This is a genomic window from Streptomyces huiliensis, assembly GCF_020037025.1.
Classification (GTDB): Bacteria; Actinomycetota; Actinomycetes; order Streptomycetales; family Streptomycetaceae; genus Streptomyces; species Streptomyces huiliensis.
The window spans coordinates 1-15,826 of sequence record NZ_JAIQLH010000062.1 but is presented as its reverse complement, the minus strand read 5'-3'; the positions used below and the strand labels follow the sequence as shown (position 1 = coordinate 15,826).

12 protein-coding genes and 1 pseudogene are annotated in these 15,826 nt (G+C 72.0%); 8 read left to right on the top strand and 5 right to left on the bottom strand.

The window, feature by feature from the left end; genetic code table 11:
* Both JNW98_RS13615 and galU read right to left on the bottom strand, forming a co-directional pair.
* A pseudogene (locus JNW98_RS13615) lies at positions 1 to 450 on the bottom strand (gephyrin-like molybdotransferase Glp); the annotation flags it as partial.
* Positions 451 to 463: 13 nt separating this feature from the next.
* Entirely contained in the window at positions 464 to 1,366 is a 903-nt protein-coding gene (galU, locus tag JNW98_RS13610; RefSeq protein WP_171166786.1) for a UTP--glucose-1-phosphate uridylyltransferase GalU, read from the bottom strand.
* An 81-nt stretch (positions 1,367 to 1,447) separates the two neighbouring features.
* On the opposite strand from galU, the gene JNW98_RS13605 reads away from it, so the two are divergent.
* Positions 1,448 to 2,044 carry a 5-formyltetrahydrofolate cyclo-ligase gene (locus JNW98_RS13605; RefSeq protein ID WP_223768444.1) on the top strand — a complete coding sequence of 199 codons (597 nt, stop codon included), beginning with the start codon at positions 1,448 to 1,450 and terminating at the stop codon, positions 2,042 to 2,044.
* 48 nt (positions 2,045 to 2,092) lie between these two features.
* Here the strand turns inward: JNW98_RS13605 and JNW98_RS13600 are convergent, their stop codons facing one another.
* Complete coding sequence (locus tag JNW98_RS13600) at positions 2,093 to 5,002, bottom strand: penicillin acylase family protein (RefSeq protein WP_223768443.1); 2,910 nt, start codon at positions 5,000 to 5,002, stop codon at positions 2,093 to 2,095.
* Between the two features lie 306 nt (positions 5,003 to 5,308).
* Between JNW98_RS13600 and JNW98_RS13595 the strand changes: the two genes are divergently transcribed.
* The 5 genes from JNW98_RS13595 to mscL all read left to right on the top strand — a co-directional run bounded on the left by JNW98_RS13595 (position 5,309) and on the right by mscL (position 11,059).
* Positions 5,309 to 7,027, top strand: coding sequence for a potassium/proton antiporter (locus JNW98_RS13595; protein WP_223768446.1), 1,719 nt, complete (start codon positions 5,309 to 5,311; stop codon positions 7,025 to 7,027).
* Positions 7,028 to 7,306: 279 nt separating this feature from the next.
* Positions 7,307 to 8,587 (top strand): MFS transporter, encoded by a 1,281-nt coding sequence (locus tag JNW98_RS13590; RefSeq protein WP_223768442.1) that lies wholly within the window; start codon positions 7,307 to 7,309, stop codon positions 8,585 to 8,587.
* 65 nt (positions 8,588 to 8,652) lie between these two features.
* Positions 8,653 to 8,976 carry an FmdB family zinc ribbon protein gene (locus JNW98_RS13585; protein WP_223768441.1) on the top strand — a complete coding sequence of 108 codons (324 nt, stop codon included), beginning with the start codon at positions 8,653 to 8,655 and terminating at the stop codon, positions 8,974 to 8,976.
* Between the two features lie 122 nt (positions 8,977 to 9,098).
* The gene (locus JNW98_RS13580) at positions 9,099 to 9,980 is read left to right on the top strand and encodes an S-methyl-5'-thioadenosine phosphorylase (protein ID WP_223768440.1); all 882 of its coding nucleotides are present in this window, start codon (positions 9,099 to 9,101) and stop codon (positions 9,978 to 9,980) included.
* A gap of 599 nt (positions 9,981 to 10,579) precedes the next feature.
* Positions 10,580 to 11,059, top strand: coding sequence for a large conductance mechanosensitive channel protein MscL (mscL, locus tag JNW98_RS13575; protein WP_223768439.1), 480 nt, complete (start codon positions 10,580 to 10,582; stop codon positions 11,057 to 11,059).
* A 35-nt stretch (positions 11,060 to 11,094) separates the two neighbouring features.
* Here mscL and JNW98_RS13570 read toward each other — a convergent pair whose 3' ends face one another.
* Positions 11,095 to 11,265 carry a hypothetical protein gene (locus JNW98_RS13570; protein ID WP_223768438.1) on the bottom strand — a complete coding sequence of 57 codons (171 nt, stop codon included), beginning with the start codon at positions 11,263 to 11,265 and terminating at the stop codon, positions 11,095 to 11,097.
* Between the two features lie 60 nt (positions 11,266 to 11,325).
* On the opposite strand from JNW98_RS13570, the gene JNW98_RS13565 reads away from it, so the two are divergent.
* Positions 11,326 to 12,579 carry a low temperature requirement protein A gene (locus tag JNW98_RS13565; protein ID WP_223768437.1) on the top strand — a complete coding sequence of 418 codons (1,254 nt, stop codon included), beginning with the start codon at positions 11,326 to 11,328 and terminating at the stop codon, positions 12,577 to 12,579.
* 24 nt (positions 12,580 to 12,603) lie between these two features.
* Positions 12,604 to 13,719 carry a P1 family peptidase gene (locus JNW98_RS13560; RefSeq protein ID WP_223768436.1) on the top strand — a complete coding sequence of 372 codons (1,116 nt, stop codon included), beginning with the start codon at positions 12,604 to 12,606 and terminating at the stop codon, positions 13,717 to 13,719.
* Here JNW98_RS13560 and JNW98_RS13555 read toward each other — a convergent pair.
* Positions 13,716 to 15,689, bottom strand: coding sequence for a PTS fructose transporter subunit IIABC (locus JNW98_RS13555; protein WP_223768445.1), 1,974 nt, complete (start codon positions 15,687 to 15,689; stop codon positions 13,716 to 13,718). The two genes, JNW98_RS13560 and JNW98_RS13555, sit on opposite strands and share 4 nt — an antisense overlap.
* Positions 15,690 to 15,826: the final 137 nt, after the last annotated feature.

Here is a 15,826-nt window from a genome sequence, read left to right as displayed (position 1 = left end):
CGCCGCCCCGCCGGCGAGGCCGCCGGCGGACATCGTGGTGGCGGGGCCGCCGCCGAGCCCGCCGTCGGTCCACTCGACGGGGACGACCGCCTCGGCGCCGGGCGGCAGCGGCGCCCCCGTCATGATCCGCGCGGCCTGGCCCGGCCCCACGGCGACGGCCTCGTCGCCGCCCGCCGCGACGTCGCCGACGACCGTGAGCACCGCCGGGAACTTCTCGCTCGCGTCCCGGACGTCGGCGACCCGGACCGCGTAGCCGTCCATCGAGCTGTTGTCGAAGGGCGGCAGGGCGGCCGGCACCGTGACGTCCTCGACGAGCACGCAGCCTTGGGCGTCGAGCAGTTGGAGCTCGATGGGCTCCAACGGCCGGACCGTGCGCAGGATGTCGGCGAGGTGCTCGTCCACGGACCAGAGGCGGTCCGTGCCCGTCGCGGCCGCGGCGGCGTCGCTCACAAGGCTCACAGGGCTACATCTCCTCGGTGACGTACCTACGAAGCCAGGCCCGGAAGTCCGGCCCCAGGTCTTCACGTTCGCATGCCAGTCTGACAATGGCACGCAGATAGTCACCACGGTCACCGGTGTCATACCGGCGTCCCTTGAACACCACGCCGTGCACCGGCCCGCCGAGGCCGGGCTCGGCGGCGAGGGCCTGCAGGGCGTCGGTGAGCTGGATCTCGCCGCCGCGTCCGGGCGGGGTCTCGCGGAGCACGTCGAAGATCGCGGGGTCGAGGACGTAGCGGCCGATGACGGCGTAGTTGCTGGGCGCCTCGGCCGGGTCGGGCTTCTCGACCAGCCCGGTGACCTCGACGACGTCCTCGGCGTCGGTGGGCTTGACCGCCGCGCAGCCGTAGAGGTGGACCTGGGACGGGTCGACCTCCAGCAGGGCGATCACGCTGCCGCCGGAGCGCCGCTGGATGTCGACCATGCGGGAGAGCAGGGCGTCCCGCTCGTCGATCAGGTCGTCGCCGAGCAGGACGGCGAACGGCTCGTTGCCCACGTGCGGCGCGGCGCAGAGCACGGCGTGGCCGAGGCCCTTGGGGTCGCCCTGGCGGACGTAGTGCATCGTCCCCAGGTTGCTGGACTCCTGCACGCGCGCGAGGCGGGAGGCGTCGCCCTTGCGGCGCAGGGCCTCCTCCAGCTCGTAGTTCCGGTCGAAATGATCTTCCAGGGGGCGCTTGTTGCGGCCGGTGATCATCAGGACGTCCGTGAGGCCCGCGGCGACCGCTTCCTCCACCACGTACTGGATGGCCGGCTTGTCGACGACCGGCAGCATTTCCTTGGGCGTGGCCTTCGTCGCCGGCAGGAACCGGGTTCCCAGGCCGGCGGCGGGAATGACAGCCTTGCTGATCCGAGGTCGCGCGTGAGTCATGGGGCGAACACTATCCGTTGCGAATGAGTGGAAGATGCGGCTCCACCGAGTATGAACCGAGAAAAGGAGTTTGTACGAACAATGGGCACGGCAGATGGCGGCAAGGCCGACTTGCGGCGAATTCTCCTCGACCGGCGCAGGGCGCTGAGCCCCGAGGCGGTCGAGGGAGCACAGGAGGCACTGGGCGGGCGCGCGCTCGGCCTGCCGGAGCTCGCGGACGCCGGGACGGTCGCCGCCTACGTCTCCGTCGGCCGCGAACCGGGCACCCGCGCCCTCCTGGACGCCCTGCGCGCCCGCGGCGTCCGGGTGCTGCTACCCGTCCTGCTGCCCGACAACGACCTCGACTGGGGCGTCTACCGCGGCCCCGAAGGGCTGGTCAGAGCCGGCCGCGGGCTGCTGGAGCCGGACGGGCCCCGGCTCGGCCCCGACGCCGTCACCGGGGCGGACGCGGTGCTGCTGCCCGGCCTCGCGGTGGACGGCCGGGGCATGCGGCTGGGGCGCGGGGGCGGCTCGTACGACCGCGTACTGGCGCGCCTGGAGCGCGCGGGCGCGACGCCCGCCCTGATCGTGCTCCTCTACGACGACGAGGTGGTCGGGCGGGTCCCGGAGGAACCGCACGACCACCCCGTGCACGCGGTGGTCACCCCTGCCGGGGTGCGCCGCTTCGCGCCGGCCTGACCGGCGCCCGTTCATCTGACGGAGAGCGTCCGTCGGAGAGCACGTGCCTCACGGCGTGAGCGTGAGCGTGTTCTCCGACGCCTTCTTCACGGCCCCCGGCGTGTAGGCCCAGGGCAGCAGCTCGCCCTTGGCCCACTTGTCCGTCTGGTCGTAGTAGTTGGCGTGGTAGGCGTGGCCGGACGCGCCGGTGAGGTTGATCCACCGGGACTTGTCCAGGTCCTCCAGGTTCACGACCATCCGCATGGACGGCACCCAGACCACCTCGTAGCCGCCCGCCGCGTTCCAGCCGGCCGCGTTGACGGCGGCCTCGCCGCCGGCCAGGTTCCAGGGCCCGCGGTTGAGCATCCACCGGACGATCGCGGGACCCTCCTTGCCGAGCGTCTGGTTCTTCAGGTTCAGCTGGTGCAGCCGGCCCCAGCTCCAGGACGAGACGTCCTTGCCGAGCTTGGAGGTGAGCTCCCAGCGGGCGTCCTTCATGGCCCGGGCCAGCAGGTCGTCGCGGTTCTTCGCGCCGTTGCGGCCGCTGGTCTTCCACCACGCGTTGTCGGGCTTGTCGAGGATGCTGCGGACGACCTCGATCCAGCGGTCGCCGCCGTCCGGCTGCGCCGCGTCCGGCTCGCGCTCGCCGCACTCCATGACCAGGCGGGTCTTGCCGTCCAGGTCCTCCTTGGGACCGGAGTCGTGGGCCGGGCGCACCCGCAGGCACTGGCCCTTGACGCGCAGCTCCTTGGGGAGCTTGTTGCCGAAGGCGAGCTTGAGGGTGTTGCGCCAGACCGCGTTGAAGTAGGCGGCGGCGGCCGAGTCGGCGTCCTGCTTGTAGTCCCAGTCCTTCAGCAGCTCCTGGGCCTCGCGCAGGTACGTCGTCTCGCGCTGGTTGGGGCCCTTGAGCTTGATCTTGAGCAGGTAGGGCGTCAGGAGCTTGCCGATCTCGCTGGCGTTGTCCGTCTGCATCTTCTGCATGTCGTCCGTCGAGATCTTCCCGCCGTCCTTGATCTTCGACTGGATGAGCTCGGTGATGCGGTGGCTGCGGGTGCCGTAGCCCCAGTCCGAGGTGAGCGGGACCGGATACTTCGGGTCGATGACGGCCTGGTTGGCGGTCACGATGTAGCCGCGCTTGGGGTTGTAGTCCCAGGGCAGCGCGGCCGACGGGATGGACCCCTTCCACTTGTAGGCGGGGTCCCAGCCGGGCGCCGGGAGGCGGCCGTCGTGCTTCTTGTTGCGCAGCGGGATCTGCCCGGGGGCCTGGTAGCCGATGTTGCCCTTGGTGTCCGCGTAGATCAGGTTCTGCGAGGGGACGGCGAAGTCGAACGCGGCCTTCCGGAACGAGTCCCAGTCCGTGGCCCGGTTCAGCTCGAAGAGGGCGTCCATCGTCTTGCCCGGGTCGAGGGCCGTCCAGCGCAGCGCGACGGCGTAGCCCTCGGCGCGGTCGGGGGCCGAACCCTTGACCGGGGCGTCCTGGCCGACCTTGCCCAGCTCGTCGTTGCGGTCGGAGACGAGCGGACCGTTGTTGGTCTCGCGGATCGTGAACTCGCGGTCCTTGCCGCCCGCGACCTTCACGGTCTCCTTGCGGGTGGCGAGGGGCAGTTCCTTGCCGCCGAACTGGTAGGTGCCGTTGACGTTGACCTTCTCCAGGTAGAAGTCGGCGACGTCGGCGCCCAGGTTGGTCATGCCCCAGGCGATGTCCTTGTTGTGGCCGATGACGACGCCGGGCATGCCCGCGAAGGTGTAGCCGGCCACGTCGTACGGGCACTGCTCACTGGTCTTGGTGCAGTGCAGGCCCATCTGGTACCAGACGGACGGCAGCTGTGGCGCGAGGTGCGGGTCGTTGGCCAGCAGCGGCTTGCCGGTGGTCGTGTACTGGCCGGAGACCACCCACGAGTTGGAGCCGATGCCGTTGCCGTTGGGGCCGAGGAGGGCGGGGAGCTTGTCGAGCGTCTTCGAGAGGGAGGCGAGGCCGGTGCGCAGGCCGCCGGCGGAGGCGCCGCCGGTGCCCTTGTTGGGGACGCCGGCGTTGGGGGTGCCCTGCGTGCCCGGGGTGCCTTGCGTGCCTTGTGTGCCGCGGTTGCCCTGGGTGCCGGGTGTGCCCTGCGTTCCCTGAGTGCCCCGGCCGCCGGGCGTTCCCTGCGTTCCTTGGGTCCCCTGAGACCCCGGGGTGCCCTGCGTCCCCTGCGTGGCCGACGGCGTGCCCTTCGGGTCGAAGGTCTTGCCGGCCGCGTCGTACGCGCCGCCCTCGACGATCGGCTTGTTCCGGTCGTACGGGTACGACGGGTAGAGCTGCTCGATCTGCTGCGGGCTCAGCCGGGTCGCGGCGAGCGAGCGGTCGATCTCGTCGCGCATGTTGGCCCGCAGGTCCCAGGCCATCGCCTTCAGCCAGGCGACGGAGTCGACCGGGGTCCACTTCTCCGGCTTGTAGTCGTTCTCGAACTCCAGGGCCGCGTACTCGACGGACAGCGACTTGCCCTGGTGGTCGGCGAGATAGGCGTTGACACCGTCCGCGTACGCCTGGAGGTTCTTCTTGGTCTCCGGCGACAGCTTGCTGTCGTATTCCTTCTGCGCGGTCCTGCGCCAGCCCATCGTGCGGACGAAGGCGTCGGTCTCCACCTGTCCGGAACCGAACATCTCGGAGAGCCGCCCGGCCGTCAGGTGCCGCCGGACGTCCATCTCCCAGAAGCGGTCCTGCGCCTGGACGAAGCCCTGGGCGCGGAACAGGTCCTCGGCGTTGTCCGCGTAGACCTGGGGGATCCCGTTGCCGTCCCGCTCGACCTTGACCTGACTCTTCAGTCCCTTGAGCGCGAGCGTTCCGGATGTCTCCGGGAACGAGGCGCGGACGGTGCTGACGCCCCAGTACGTCCCGTATCCGACCCCTGCCACGAGCAGCAGCACGAGGCTGATCACGATCAGGCGAGCGCGTCGTCCCTTCTTTTTCTTGCCGGAAGGGCCGGTGTTGTTGGGGGGCATCGCTGTCCTTCGCGGGGCCGGGTGGTCCTGGAGTGCTGGAAGCAACCATAGGCGCAGGGCGCCCGGCGGCCCGACGCGGAGTCGTCGCGGAGCCCGGCCGCGGCCGTTCGAGGACGGTTCGAGAGCGGTTCGGAGAGGCGTCGGCCGACGGTCCGGCGGGGCTTCGCGTTCCCTCGCCCGGACAGGACCGCGTTAAGAACCCGTAAAATATTAGGAGAGGCAATGAAGTTCCGGTCGTTCGTAGGAAGGCGTTCGCAGGAACGTTCCTTCAGACACCGGCCGGAGTCCTAGTGATGGGAGCGGCCCCTGACTGTCCACCACCTCAACGAACTCCTGCTCGTCTGCTCGCTCGTTCTGCTCGTCGCGGTGGCGGCGGTACGGGTCTCCTCCCGCAGCGGGCTGCCCAGCCTGCTCGTCTATCTCGGCATCGGCGTCGCGATCGGACAGGACGGCATCGGCGTCTCCTTCGACGACGTCGGTCTGACCCAGGTCATCGGTTATGCGGCACTTGTGGTGATCCTGGCCGAGGGCGGTCTCGGCACCAAGTGGCAGGAGATCAAACCGGCCCTGCCCGCCGCCGCGGTCCTGTCCACCTTCGGTGTCGCGGTGAGTGTGGGAGTCACCGCGGCCGCCGCCCACTACCTCGCCGGCGTGGACTGGCGGCAGTCACTGATCATCGGCGCGGTGGTGTCGTCGACGGACGCCGCGGCCGTCTTCTCCGTCCTGCGGAACGTCCCGCTCCCCGCCCGGCTCACCGGCGTCCTGGAAGCGGAGTCCGGCTTCAACGACGCTCCCGTCGTCATCCTCGTCGTCGCCTTCTCGGCCGCGGGACCCGTCGAGCACTGGTACCTGCTGCTCGGCAAGATCGCCCTCGAACTGGCCATCGGCGCGGCCGTCGGCCTCGCCATCGGCTTCCTCGGCGCGTACGGCATGCGGCACGTGGCCCTGCCCGCGTCCGGTCTGTACCCCATCGCCGTGATGGCCATCGCCACCATGGCGTACGCGGGCGGCGCACTGGCCCACGGCTCCGGGTTCCTCGCCGTCTACCTCGCCGCGCTGATCATGGGGAACGCGAAACTGCCCCACTGGCCGGCGACCCGCGGCTTCGCCGAAGGGCTCGGCTGGATCGCCCAGATCGGGATGTTCGTCCTGCTCGGTCTGCTGATCACCCCGCACGAACTCGGTGACGACATCGTTCCGGCGCTCGTCGTCGGCCTGGTCCTGACGATGATCGCGCGGCCGGTCTCCGTCTTCCTCAGTACGGCGCCGTTCCGCACGCCCTGGCGGGAGAAGGCACTCCTCTCCTGGGCCGGGCTGCGCGGTGCGGTGCCGATCGTGCTGGCCACCATCCCGATGGTGGCGGCGGTCCCCGACAGCCGGCGGATCTTCAACATCGTCTTCGTGCTGGTGATCGTCTACACCCTGGTCCAGGGGCCGACGCTGCCCTGGCTGGCCCGCCGCCTCGGCCTGGGCGAGACGGAGGCGACCGACCTCGGGATCGAGTCCGCCCCGCTGGAGCGGCTGCGCGGCCATCTGCTGTCGGTGGCCGTCCCCGAGGGCTCGAAGATGCACGGCGTCGAGGTCTCGGAGCTGCGACTGCCGGGCGGCTCGGCCGTCACGCTCGTGGTACGGGACGGGAAGAGCTTCGTCCCGGCCCCCTCGACCGTCCTGCGGTACGGGGACGAGCTGCTGGTCGTGGCGACGGATCCGGTGCGCGACGCGGCCGAGAAGCGGCTGCGCGCGGTCGGCGAGGGCGGCAAGCTGGCCGGCTGGCTGGGGACGGGGGCGGGGTCCGGTGCCGGGCCCGCGCCGGAGCCGTCGTCCGGCAGAGGGAAGCGGAAGGCGGATCCGGCGGCCGGCGGGAAGGGGGCCGGCCCCTCCGGAAGAACCGATTCTCCGGAGACGCCGGAGAAACCGGGCCCGGAGAAGCCGGAGAAGCCCGCGAAGCCGGGCAGACCGGAGAAGGCCGGTTCCGCGGGGAAAAGCGTGCGGAAGCGAGCGGCAGGTATGGTAGGGAGGAAGTAGGTTCTTCGTACGATCCTCCGGCTGGTGCCGGAGGCCCCGGCGGGCGAGTCCCCACGGGCCGGAGGACCTGCGCTTTTCCCTACTTATCACTACTGAACACACCGAACCATCTCTGCCTGATGCAGAGCTGGCGCGACCGCACGGCGGCCGCGGTCGCGTATCACGAGGCGGCCGGATCGGCATCTACCACGGTCCTGCGCGAGAGGACAGCTCTCGGCGCGCTCCGTGACGGCTCTCCCCGTGCGGGGCGTGCTACCAGGCGGCGGAAAGGCAAGGGCCGTGGAGACCACGGTCGATGACTCCGCCGGGGCCCGTCCCGGGTACGGCAGTCTGCTGCGCACGCGCGGCGCCTGGACGTTCCTGCTCCCCGGCTTCCTGGCCCGGCAGCCGTTCGCGATGCTGACCATCGGCATCCTGCTGCTGGTCCAGAACACCACCGGCTCGTACACCACGGCGGGTGCCGTCTCGGCGACGGCCGGCGTCTCCATGGCGCTGTTCGCCCCGCAGAGCGGCAAGCTCGCGGACCGCTTCGGGCAGGCCGCGGTGCTGCTCCCCGGCATCGTGGTGCACGCGGCGGCCATCTCGCTGCTCATCACGCTGGCGCTGTCCCACGCGCCGCTGTGGGCGCTGTACGCGGCGGCCGTACCCGCCGGTGCTTCCACCCCGCAGATCGGTCCGATGGTGCGGGCCCGCTGGGCGGCCAAGCTGGAGGGCTCGCCGCTGATGGCGACCTCGGCGGCGTTCGAGTCCGTGACGGACGAGTTCACGTTCGTGGTCGGTCCGGTGCTGGCCACCGCGCTCTGCACCAGCGTCCACCCGTCGGCCGGTCTGATCGCCGAGGCGGTCCTGACGGTCGTCGGCGGCGTGCTCTTCGCCACCCAGCGCCGCACCCAGCCGCAGCCGAGCGGGGGCGCGGGCGGGGCCCGGGAGAAGGGCGCCTCCGCGCTGTCCGTGCCGGGCGTCCGCGTGCTGATCTTCGTCTTCCTGGGCATCGGCTCGGTCTTCGGCGGCATGCAGATGTCGCTGACCGCCTTCACCAAGGAAATCGGCGAGCCGGGCATCAACGGTCTGCTCTACGGCGCGTTCGCGGCCGGGAACATGATCGCGGGCATCATCTGCGGCACCGTCGTCTGGCGCAGCACCCCGCAGCGCCGGCTGCTCGTCGCGTACCCGCTGCTGGCCCTGGCCACCACGCCCCTGTGGGCGGTGCACGCGGTGCCGCTGCTGGGCGGGCTCGGCCTGGTCGTGGGCCTGTGCATCGCCCCGGCGCTGATCACCGGCTACACGCTGGTCGAGTCCCTGGTCGCGGCGGGCTCCCGCACGGAGGCGTTCACCTGGCTGACCGGCGCCGTGGGCCTGGGCCAGGCCGCCGGCTCCACGGTGGCCGGCCGCCTGGTGGACAAGCACAGCGCCAGTACCGGCTTCCTGGTCCCGCTGTGCGGCACCGCGCTGGCACTGATGGTGCTGCTGTTGCTGCGGAGCCGGCTCACCCCGGAGGCCGCCACGTCGCGGATCGTCGGGCGTGGGGTCGGTCACCGCGAGCCCGTCTCGGTGGACTGAGGCGCCGGAATACTGCACTATGGAGCATCGTTAGCACTCATTGAGTGAGAGTGCCAGGAGGAGAAGTGCCGACTTACCAGTACCAGTGCACCGAGTGCGGCGAGGGCCTTGAGGCGGTGCAGAAGTTCACCGACGACGCGTTGACCGTCTGCCCCAGCTGCGACGGACGCCTGAAGAAGGTGTTCTCCGCCGTCGGCATCGTGTTCAAGGGCTCCGGCTTCTACCGGAACGACAGCCGCGGCTCGTCGTCCAGCAGCACGCCGGCGTCGTCGTCCTCGTCTTCCTCGAAGACGTCCACGGCTGCCGCGTCGTCGTCCTCGTCGTCTTCGTCTTCGTCGAGCGGCTCGTCCTCGTCGGGGTCCACGACCACCGCGTCGTCGGCCGCCTGAGGCACTCACTCAACCGGACAGCGCACACGGAGTCCGTCACCCCCACCGCGGGGCGGCGGGCTCCGTTTGGCGTTTCCGCCGGGGCCCGGCCCGCGCGCGAGGTGCGCGGCTAGGGTGACGGCATGGTCAACACGAGTATGGCCGAGACGGCCGAAACCACCGGTACGCCCGGAGCGCGGGCGGAGATAGGCGTCATCGGAGGCTCGGGGTTCTACTCCTTCCTCGACGACGTGACGGAGATCACCGTCGAGACCCCGTACGGGCCGCCGAGCGACTCGCTGTTCCTCGGCGAGGTGGCGGGGCGCCGGGTCGCCTTCCTCCCCCGGCACGGCCGGGGCCACCACCTGCCGCCGCACCGCATCAACTACCGCGCCAACCTGTGGGCCCTGCGCTCGGTGGGCGTCCGCCAGGTCCTGGGCCCGTGCGCGGTGGGCGGGCTGCGGCCGGAGTACGGGCCCGGCACGCTGCTGGTGCCCGACCAGCTCGTGGACCGGACCAAGACCCGGACGCAGACCTACTTCGACGGGGAGCCGCTCCCCGACGGCACCGTCCCCCAGGTCGTCCATCTCGCCTTCGCCGACCCCTACTGCCCCACCGGACGCGCGACGGCCCTCGCGGCGGCGCGCGGCCGGGACTGGGAGCCGGTGGACGGCGGGACGATGGTCGTGGTCGAGGGGCCGCGCTTCTCCACCCGCGCCGAGTCGCGCTGGCACGCGGCGCAGGGCTGGTCGGTGGTCGGCATGACCGGGCACCCGGAAGCCGCCCTCGCTCGTGAGCTGGGGCTTTGCTACACGTCGATGGCGCTGGTCACGGACCTGGACGCGGGGGCGGAGACGGGCGACGGCGTGACGCACGAGGAGGTGCTGCGGGTTTTCGCGGAGAACGTGGAGCGGCTGCGCGGCGTGCTCTTCGACGTGGTCGGGGCGATGCCGGCGGAGGCGGAGCGGGACTGTCTGTGCGTGAGTGTGCACGACGGGTGGGAGCTGGGGATCAAGCTGCCTTGAGAGGTCTGGGGGCGGTGAGTGGCTGGGGGCGGTGAGTGGCTGGGGCCGCGTCGAGTGAGCCGCGTCCACCGGACAGGGGGATTCCCCCGCGGGGGTGGCGAGGTTTTCCACAGCCGCGAATTCTGTCCACAGGCCCCAGCGGGACTTGCGGAAAGCCGGGATCGTAGGGGGAGTCGGTGGTCGGAACTCCTCCACGCTAGGCGGTGTTTGCCATGCCTTCTCCCTCGCACGTCCCGTTCTCGCATGTCCCGTTCTCGCACGCCTCCGCTACGCACGCTTCTTCCTCTACGCACGCTTCTTCCTCGCACATTCCTCCCTCGCGCGGCCGGCCCAGGCCGTCGTGGGCGCCGCCGCCCGCCTGCGAGGTGCCGCACTTCGCTCCCGTGCGGGTGGGGAGTAGAGCGTGGGGGAAGACCGCGGGACGGGCACTTCTCGCGGCGGGGGCGGTGATCCTGTGCTGGGCACTGCTCGCGTACCAGGGTCTTCGCTGACGCCCGCTTCACCAACCGCGGCGGCGGATTGGACAGAACGCCCGGACCGTCTCGTATGTTATGGAACCCACCATTCCGGTACAGCGGCACGCAGAGAAGGGTTGTTCGGTGAGCGAGAAGAAGACAGGGATCCTTGGAGGCTTCAAGGCGTTCCTGATGCGGGGCAACGTGATCGACCTGGCGGTCGCCGTTGTCATCGGCGCGGCGTTCACCAACATCGTGAACTCGGTCGTCAAGGGCGTGATCAACCCCATCGTCGGCGCCTTCGGCACCAAGGACCTGGACCGCTACGCGGCGTGCCTCAAGGGGCCGTGCACCAGGAAGGCCTCGGGCGAGGTGACCCAGGGCGTCTACATCCAGTGGGGCTCGGTGCTCAGCGCCACGCTCACCTTCGTGATCACCGCCGCGGTGGTCTACTTCCTGATGCTGCTGCCGATGAAGCGCTGGCAGGACCGCCAGGCGGCCCGCCGCCCGGAGGACAACGGCCCGGCCGAGCCGACGGAGATCGAGCTGCTCGCGCAGATCCGGGACACCCTCGTCGAGCAGCGACGCGGCCCGGGCTCGGACTCCGTACCGGCGCAGCGGTAGCGCCCCGCGTACCGGACGCCTCGCGCCCGCCGCGGTCAGATGTGGTGCGGGGGCTTCTCGTCCAGGAAACGGGCGAGGTCGGCGGCGGAGCCGTGGCCCGTGGGGCGCTCGCCCCAGCCGCGGTCCGTGTCGTCCGTCGACTGCCGGTCCAGCGGATCGTCGAAGATCAGGGCCGCGGGCTTCGGTTCGGGGGCGGTGCTGCTCATGACACCAGGGTACGGGCGGCCCCGGTCGCGGCGCCCGTCACGAGCGGTGACAATCGCCGCATGAGCGATACGCCGCGTCGGCGGCTCGCGGGCGGCTCGGGCGTACTGCGCCGGATGGCCACCCGGGGCCGGGACGAGGAGCACCGCGCCGCCACCCCGCTGGAGCTGTTCTTCGACCTGTGTTTCGTGGTCGCGGTGGCCCAGGCGGGCGGGCAACTGGTGCACGCGCTGGCCGAGGCGCACACCGGCCACGGCGTCCAGGGCTACCTGATGATGTTCTTCGCCATCTGGTGGGCCTGGATGAACTTCACCTGGTTCGCCTCCGCCTACGACACGGACGACGTGCTGTTCCGCGGCATGACGCTGGTGCAGATCGCGGGCGTGCTGGTGCTCGCGGCGGGGGTCCCGCGCGCCTTCGACTCCGGCGACTTCCGGCTGATCTGGTTCGGCTACCTCGTGATGCGGCTGGCCATGGTGGCCCAGTGGCTGCGCGCCGGCCTCTCCACGGCCGGCCGCGAACGCCGGACCGCCCTGCGGTACGCGGCGGGCGTGTCCGTCTGCCAAGTCGGCTGGTTGGGCCTGCTGTTGCTGCCCGACGGCGCCAAACCCTGGCTCTTCCTGGGCATGGCGGTCTGCGAGATGGCCGTCCCCGTCTGGGCCGAGCGCGACTTCCAGACCGGCTGGCACCCGCACCACATCGCGGAGCGCTACGGCCTGTTCACCATCATCGTGCTCGGCGAGACGGTGTCGGCCGCCACCGTTGCCGTCCAGTCCGCCGTCGACGAACACCGGGCGCTGGGCGTCCTGTTGCCGATCGCCGCGGGCGGGCTCCTGCTCATCTTCGCCGCCTACTGGATCTACTTCGCCGTCCCCATCCACCTGCACCTGATCTCCAACCATCAGGCGTTCCTCTGGGGTTACGGGCACTACCTCGTCTTCTGCTCGGCCGCCGCGATCGGGGCCGGCATCGAGGTGGCGATCGAGGAGGCCACCGGCAAGGCGCACCTCTCCACGTTCGCCGCCTCCGGGACGGTCACCCTCGCCGCCGCCCTCTTCATGTTCACGGTGTGGCTGATCCACTCCCGGCACCAGAAACGCGGCCTGCTCCAGCAGGCGGTACTCCCCGTCTCGGCGGTGCTGGTGCTGGCCTGCACCTTCGCGGGACGCTGGGCCGTCCTGCTGGCCGGGGCGGTGGCCACCGCCACCGTCGTGGTGGGCGTCACCCTGACGGCGCGGAGCGGGACGGCGCTGCAGGAGGAGCAGGAAGAGGCGGGCGGTGGGCCGAGAAGGCCGGAAGGAGGTCCGGCTCCGTGACGGCCGGCGTGGTACGCAAGGCGCATGACTGACACCGACAGCGCACGGAACGCCGTCCGGCCGGGTCCGCTGGACGCTCTCACCGATGTGCCGGGGCTCCGGGTCGGGCACGCGGAACTGGCCGGCCCCGGCGCGCTCACCGGGACGACGGTGGTGCTCACCGAACCGGGCGGCGCGGTCGCCGCCGTCGACGTCCGGGGCGGCGGCCCCGGCACCCGGGAGACCGACGCGCTCGATCCCCGGAACCTCGTGCAGCGGATGGAGGCCGTCGTCCTCACCGGTGGCAGCGCCTTCGGGCTGGACGCCGCGTCCGGAGCGGTGGCCTGGCTGGAGGAGGCCGGCCGGGGTGTGCCGGTCGGCCCCGGCCCGACGCAGGTCGTACCCGTCGTCCCCGCCGCGGCCCTCTTCGACCTCGGCCGCGGCGGCGCCTGGCGGGCCCGGCCCGACGCCGCCCTCGGCCGGGCGGCGATCGAGGCGGCGGCGGGCACCGGGTCCGGCGCGCCGGTGGTGCAGGGCAACGTCGGCGCGGGCAGGGGGGCCGTCGCCGGGGGCCTGAAGGGTGGCATCGGCACGGCGAGCCTCGTCCTCCCGTCGGGGTTCACGGTCGCGGCGCTCGCGGCGGTCAACGCGGCGGGCGACGTGGTCGACCCGGCGACGGGGATGTTGTACGCGCGGCTGTACGCCGGCGAGCGGGTCGAGTACCCCGATCCCGCCCGCCACGAGGCGGCGCGGCGCGCGCTGGCCGCCGCGCGGGAGGAGACGGCGCGCCGGGCGGCGGGCACGATCCGGCAGCCGTTGAACACGACGCTCGCCGTCGTCGCCACGGACGCCGCCCTCACCCGCGCCCAGGCGCAGAAGCTCGCGGGCACGGCCCACGACGGACTGGCCCGCGCGGTCCGCCCCGCCCACCTGCTCACCGACGGCGACACGGTCTTCACCTTGGCGACGGGCAGCCGCCCCCTGGCCGTCCAGGGCGCCGCCCAAGGCGACGCCGGCTTCCCGCTCGGCACCGTCAACGAGATCCTCGCCGCCGGCGCGGACGTCCTGACCCGGGCCGTGGGCAAGGCGCTCCTCGCCGCCGAGAGCGTGGACGGCCCGGGAGGGGTGTTCCCGTCGTACCGGGAGCTGTACGGAGGCTAGTGCGCGACGCTCCCCGCGTTCGCGCTCTTCAGCAGGACGACCAGGGCGGCGCTCACCGCCGTGCCGGCGGCGACGGCGAGGAGGTAGAGGAAGGGGGCACCGATCAGGGGGACGACGAAGGCGCCGCCGTGCGGGGCGCGGAGGGTGCAGTCGAAGGCCATGGAGAGGGCGCCGGTGACGGCGCCGCCCGCCATCGCCGACGGGATGACGCGCAGCGGGTCCGCCGCCGCGAACGGGATGGCGCCCTCGGTGATGAAGGAGGCGCCGAGCACCCAGGCGGCCTTGCCGTTCTCGCGTTCCGCCGGGGTGAAGAGGCGGCCGCGCACGGTCGTCGCGAGGGCCAGGGCGAGCGGGGGGACCATGCCGGCGGCCATGACGGCGGCCATCACCTTCAGGCTGCCGTCGTTGGGGTCGGCGAGGCCGCCGACGGCGAAGGCGTAGGCGACCTTGTTGAGCGGGCCGCCGAGGTCGAAGCACATCATCAGGCCGAGCAGCGCGCCGAGGAACACGGCGTTCGTGCCGTTCAGCCCGCTCAGCCAGTCCGTCAGCGCGGACTGGAGCGAGGCGAGCGGCTTGCCCACCACCAGGAACATCAGGAAGCCGACGACCGCCGAGGAGACCAGTGGAATGACGACCACCGGCATGATCCCGCGCAGCACGGCCGGCACCCGTGCCCGCTGGACCGCCATCACCACCCCGCCGGCGAGGAGACCGGCGATCAGCCCGCCCAGGAAGCCCGCGTCGACCTTCACCGCGATGGCCCCGCCGACGAAGCCGGGGACGAGGCCGGGGCGGTCGGCCATCCCGTACGCGATGAACCCGGCGAGGACCGCCACCAGGAAGCCGAACGCCACGCCGCCGGTCTGGAAGAGGAGCGCGGCCCAGCTCGCGGACTCGGTCCAGGCGAAGTGCTCGGCCACCGACGGGGCCTTGTTCACCTCGTAACCGCCGATGGCGAAGCCCAGGGCGATCAGCAGGCCGCCCGCCGCGACGAAGGGAACCATGTAGCTGACGCCCGTCATCAGCCACTTGCGGAGTCTCGTCCCGAAGCCGTCGCCGCCCTCGGCGCCGGTGTCCATGGGCGCGGCGGGCCGGGGCGCGCGGACGTCGCCGCGGGCGGCCTTCTCCCGTACCTCCGCCACGAGTTCGGCGGCGCGGTTCACGCCGGCCTTGACGCCGACGTCCACGACCGGCTTGCCCGCGAAGCGGTCCCGGTCGCGGACCTCGACGTCGTGGGCGAGGATCACGCCGTCGGCGGCCTCGATCAAGGCCGGGTCGAGCCGGGTGAAGCCCGCGGACCCCTGCGTCTCGACGGTTATCCCGACGCCCGCGTCCCGCGCGGCGCGCTCCAGGGCCTCGGCGGCCATGTAGGTGTGCGCGATGCCGGTGGGGCAGGAGGTGACGGCGACGATGTGGAACGCCCGCTTGGGTTCCGGCTCAGGTACCGGCTCGGGCTCGACCTCCGGCTCGGGCTCGACCTCCTCGGGCTCGACCTCCGGCTCCGGCTCGGGCTTCCGCTCAGGGGGCTCTGCCTCGCCCCGGATCAGCGCCGCCGCCTCCCCCGCGTCCTCCACCGTGCGCAGCGCCCCCGTGAACTCCTCGTTCATCAGCTGCCGAGCGAGGGCCGAGAGGATCGTGAGGTGGTCGCTGTCCGCTCCCGCCGGGGCCGCGATCAGGAAGATCAGGTCGGCGGGGCCGTCCGGGGCGCCGAAGTCGACGCGGGCGGCGGAGCGGCCGAAGGCCAGGGTCGGCGCGGTGACGTGGGCGCTGCGGCAGTGCGGGATGCCGATGCCGCCGTCGAGGCCGGTCGGCATCTGCGCCTCGCGCGCGGCCACGTCGGCGAGGAAGCCCTCCAGGTCCGTGACGCGGCCGAGGTCGCGCATGCGGAGGGCGAGTGACCGGGCGGCCGCCTCCTTGGTGCCGGCGGACAGGTCGAGGTCGACCAGGTCCGCCGTGATCAGCTCACTCATCGCGTTGCTCATCGCACTGCTCATCGCGGGCTCCCTTGCTCGCGGTAGCGCCTTGCCGGCTGCTGGGTGGGGGGAGAGAAAAAAGGGGGGATCGGCGTCAGACGCCGGGCGCCGGTTCGGTCAGGGCGCGGTCGCCC

Excerpts from the sequence above, each read along its gene's own strand:
- JNW98_RS13605 (WP_223768444.1), top strand. The coding sequence starts at position 1,448 with ATGGGCACGGCAGATGGCGGCAAGGCCGACTTGCGGCGAATTCTCCTC.
- JNW98_RS13565 (WP_223768437.1), top strand. The coding sequence starts at position 11,326 with ATGAGCGATACGCCGCGTCGGCGGCTCGCGGGCGGCTCGGGCGTACTG.
- JNW98_RS13580 (WP_223768440.1), top strand. The coding sequence starts at position 9,099 with ATGGTCAACACGAGTATGGCCGAGACGGCCGAAACCACCGGTACGCCC.
- galU (WP_171166786.1), bottom strand. The coding sequence starts at position 1,366 with ATGACTCACGCGCGACCTCGGATCAGCAAGGCTGTCATTCCCGCCGCC.
- JNW98_RS13570 (WP_223768438.1), bottom strand. The coding sequence starts at position 11,265 with ATGAGCAGCACCGCCCCCGAACCGAAGCCCGCGGCCCTGATCTTCGAC.
- JNW98_RS13555 (WP_223768445.1), bottom strand. The coding sequence starts at position 15,689 with ATGAGTGAGCTGATCACGGCGGACCTGGTCGACCTCGACCTGTCCGCC.
- JNW98_RS13600 (WP_223768443.1), bottom strand. The coding sequence starts at position 5,002 with ATGCCCCCCAACAACACCGGCCCTTCCGGCAAGAAAAAGAAGGGACGA.
- JNW98_RS13560 (WP_223768436.1), top strand. The coding sequence starts at position 12,604 with ATGACTGACACCGACAGCGCACGGAACGCCGTCCGGCCGGGTCCGCTG.